The sequence below is a fragment of the Deltaproteobacteria bacterium genome (assembly GCA_011375175.1).
In the GTDB taxonomy this organism is placed as follows: Bacteria; Desulfobacterota; GWC2-55-46; order GWC2-55-46; family DRME01; genus DRME01.
In genome coordinates, this window is sequence record DRME01000131.1 from 1 (window position 1) to 3757 (window position 3757).

A 3757-nucleotide genomic window follows, 5' to 3' on the forward strand; every position below is an offset into this window, starting at 1 on the left:
ACTCTGGGGGAAACTTTCTGTAGAAAGTTTCCCCCAGGCCCCCTTCAAAGACTTTTAATACGAGTTGGTTTCCCCCTGTTTTGCCAGGCAAAACAGGGGGAAACCAACTCGCGTTAAAAGTTTTTGGAGGGAGTCTGAGGGAACCGTGGGTCTGTGACCCTTTTACAAAAAGGTTCCCTCAGTTCTTCTCCTTGTCTACGATTTTATCTTTACTGAGCCAGGGCATCATGGCCCGCAGTTTACGGCCCACTTCTTCTATGGGGTGGGACTCTCCGGCCCGCGTGAGGGCCGTGAAGACCGGCTTGTTGGCGCGGTTTTCGAGCAGCCATTCGCGGGCGAAGCGGCCGCTCTGTATTTCGGCGAGTATTCTCTTCATCTCCCGTCTCGTCTCGTCGGTCACCACGCGGGGTCCTCGGGTGAGGTCTCCGTACTGGGCGGTGTTGCTTATGGAGTAGCGCATGTTCGATATGCCTCCCTCGTAGATGAGGTCCACGATGAGCTTCATTTCGTGGAGGCACTCGAAGTAGGCCATCTCCTCCGGGTAGCCCGCCTCGACGAGCGTTTCGTAGCCCGCCTGTATGAGGGCCGACACTCCGCCGCAGAGCACGGCCTGCTCGCCGAAGAGGTCTGTTTCGGTCTCGTCCTTGAAGGTCGTCTCGATGATGCCGGCGCGGCCTCCGCCGTTGGCGCTCGCGTAGGCGAGGGCCACGGCGAGGGTGTCGCCCGAGGGGTCCTGGTGGACGGCCACGAGGGTGGGCACGCCGCCACCCCTGGTGTACTCGTGGCGCACGAGGTGTCCCGGCCCCTTGGGGGCCACCATGAAGACGTTGACGTCGGCGGCCGGCACTATCTGGCCGAAGTGTATGTTGAAGCCGTGGGCGAAGGCCAGGTAGTCGCCGCCCTTGAGGTTGGGGGCGATCTCTTGACGGTAGACCTCGCCCTGGAGCTCGTCGGGGATGAGCACCATGACCACGTCGGCCCACGCCGCCGCCTCGGCCACCGTCTTCACGGTCACGCCGGCGGCCTCGGCCTTCTTCCACGAGGAGCCGCCAGGCCTGAGCCCCACGCAGACCTCGACGCCGCTGTCGCCGAGGTTTTGCGCATGGGCGTGGCCCTGGCTTCCGAATCCTATGACGGCCACCTTCTTCGACCGTATCTTCCCGAGCTCTGCGTCCCTGTCGTAATAAACCTTCATCTACGCTTATCCTCCGGTGTTTTTTTTCTTCGTCCTCGTCCTTGCTGACCTTGCCGTCTTGGGGCTGCGGGCCATGGCTATGCGGCCCGTGCGCACTATCTCCTTTATGCCGAACGGCCGCAGCAGCTCGAGCATGGCCTCGAGCTTGTCCTCGTCGCCCGTAACCTCAACGGTGTAGCTTGCGGGACTCACGTCTATGACCTTGGCCCTGAAGATGTCGATTATGCGCAGTATCTCGGCGCGGTTGTCGGCCGTGGCCGACACCTTCACCATCGCCAGCTCGCGCTCTATGTGGGCCTCGTCGGTGAAGTCGTAGACCTTTATGACCGGCACGAGCTTGTTGAGCTGCTTTGTTATCTGCTCCAGTATCTTCTCGTCGCCGCCGGACACTATGGTCATGCGGGAGACGGACGGGTCCGTCGTCTCGGCCACGTTCAGGCTCTCGATATTGAAACCCCTCCCTGAAAAGAGTCCCACCACGCGCGAGAGCACGCCGAATTCGTTCATGACCAGGATAGAGATTATATGACGCACGCAACCTCCTTAAGGCTCGAGGGGGCGCAAGGCCGCATCCGCCCCTCGCACCGTCGCTGTTTTCTCGACCCGCGCGGCGTCCCCTCAGACGAGGAGCATCTTGCTCAGCGGCTGGCCCGCGGGCACCATGGGATAGACGCCGGCCTCGGGGTCGACGACGAAGTCCATGAGCACGGGACGGTCACTGACCTTGAGGGCCTCCCTTATCACGCCGTCCACCTCCTCCACCCTGGAGGCCCGGAGCCCGACGGCGCCGTAGCTCTCGGCGAGCTTCACGAAGTCCGGCGCAGTGCCGATGCAGGTGTAGGAGTAGCGCCTGTCGAAGAAGAGCTCCTGCCACTGGCGGACCATGCCGAGGAAACGGTTGTTCAGTATGGCCACCTTGACGGGCAGCTTGTACTGCACGGCCGTGGCCAGCTCCTGGATGTTCATCTGTATGGAGCCGTCCCCGGCTATGTCGATGACCGTGGCCTTGGGAAAGGCCATCTGCGCGCCTATGGCGGCAGGGAAGCCGAAGCCCATGGTGCCGAGTCCCCCGGAGGTGAGAAAGGTCCTGGGTTTTTTGAACTTGAAGAACTGGGCGGCCCACATTTGGTTCTGCCCCACCTCGGTGGCGACGATGGCGTCGCCGCCGGTGAGCTCGCAGAGGCGCTCCACCACGTACTGGGGCTGGATGAGTTCTCCCTCGCGGCTGTAGGTGAGGCCGTGTGTGGCGGCCCACTTCTCCACCTGGGCCGTCCACTCCTTCATGTGGGCCCGCTGCTCCTTGAGCTCCCTGGCCGGAGGCAGAAGGCGTATCATCTCCCTGAGCACGTTCTTCACGTCCCCGACGATGGGCACGTCGACGGCCACGTTCTTGCTTATGGAAGTGGGATCGATGTCGATGTGTATCTTCTTCGAGTACGGGGCGAACTCGTCTATCTTGCCGGTGACGCGGTCGTCGAAGCGGGCGCCGACGGCGATGAGGCAGTCCGTGTTGGTCACCGCCATGTTGGCGCAGAAGGTGCCGTGCATGCCCAGCATCCCCATGAAGAGCTTGTGGTCGCCGGGAAGGGCGCCGAGGCCCATGAGCGTAGTCGTCGTCGGTATGCGCAGCTTCTCCACCAGCGTCTTCAGCTCCGGCGCGGCCCCGGAGAGGACCGTCCCGCCGCCCACGTAGAAGACCGGGCGCCTGGCCTTGACGATCATGTCCACGGCCTTCTGTATCTGCCTTTTGTGGCCCCTGTAGGTGGGCTGATAGCTGAGCATATCGACCTTGTCGGGATAGTCGAAGTCGGCCGTCGCCGTGAGCACGTCCTTTGGCAGGTCCACGAGCACGGGGCCGGGCCTGCCGGTGGTGGCCACGTAGAAGGCTTCTTTCATGATGCGCGCCAGGTCCCTTACGTCCTTTATGAGGTAGTTGTGCTTCGTGCAGGGCCTCGTGATGCCCACTATGTCGGCCTCCTGGAAGGCGTCGTTGCCGATGAGCGCCGTCGGAACCTGCCCGGTGAAGACGACCATGGGTATGGAGTCCATGTAGGCCGTGGCTATGCCGGTCACCGTGTTTGTCGCTCCCGGTCCCGACGTGACGAGCACCACGCCGGGACGGCCCGAGGCGCGGGCGTAGCCGTCGGCCATGTGGACGGCGCCCTGTTCGTGGCGGACGAGCACGTGACGCAGCGGCGCGTTGAAGAGCACGTCGTAGATGGGCAGGACGGCCCCGCCGGGAAAGCCGAATATGGTGTCCACCCCCTCCTTGAGGAGCGATTCGAGAAATATCCGTGCGCCTGTGAGTTTTTTCATAACGTTCGGGTCCTTGAACTGTGGAGACTCTGATTTATTGCACCGAGGGAACCCTTTTGTAGAGTGTCACTGACCCACGGGTCACAGACCCTCGGTTCCATCAGACTCCCTCCAGAAACTTTTTGTTCGCTCTTCGAGCCGCGTTGGTTCTCATGATCGTCCGAGGAAACGAGGTTCTTCAGCCCAAGCTGAGGAAACTCTGATTAATTATCCTGGGGGAAACTTTCTGTAGAAAGTTTCCCCCAG

At 62.0% G+C, this 3757-nt stretch carries 3 protein-coding genes; all 3 read right to left on the bottom strand.

The annotated features are described in order from the left end of the window. Positions 1-178: 178 nt before the first annotated feature. Positions 179-1195, bottom strand: a complete 1017-nt coding sequence (ilvC, locus tag ENJ37_10405) for a ketol-acid reductoisomerase (protein ID HHL40906.1) — start codon at positions 1193-1195, stop codon at positions 179-181. A gap of 6 nt (positions 1196-1201) precedes the next feature. Continuing rightward, positions 1202-1729 (bottom strand): acetolactate synthase small subunit, encoded by a 528-nt coding sequence (ilvN, locus tag ENJ37_10410; protein ID HHL40907.1) that lies wholly within the window; start codon positions 1727-1729, stop codon positions 1202-1204. 84 nt (positions 1730-1813) lie between these two features. After that, complete coding sequence (gene ilvB / locus ENJ37_10415; protein ID HHL40908.1) at positions 1814-3511, bottom strand: biosynthetic-type acetolactate synthase large subunit; 1698 nt, start codon at positions 3509-3511, stop codon at positions 1814-1816. Between the last annotated feature and the right edge of the window lie 246 nt (positions 3512-3757).

Excerpts from the sequence above, each read along its gene's own strand:
- ilvC (HHL40906.1), bottom strand. The coding sequence starts at position 1,195 with ATGAAGGTTTATTACGACAGGGACGCAGAGCTCGGGAAGATACGGTCG.
- ilvB (HHL40908.1), bottom strand. The coding sequence starts at position 3,511 with ATGAAAAAACTCACAGGCGCACGGATATTTCTCGAATCGCTCCTCAAG.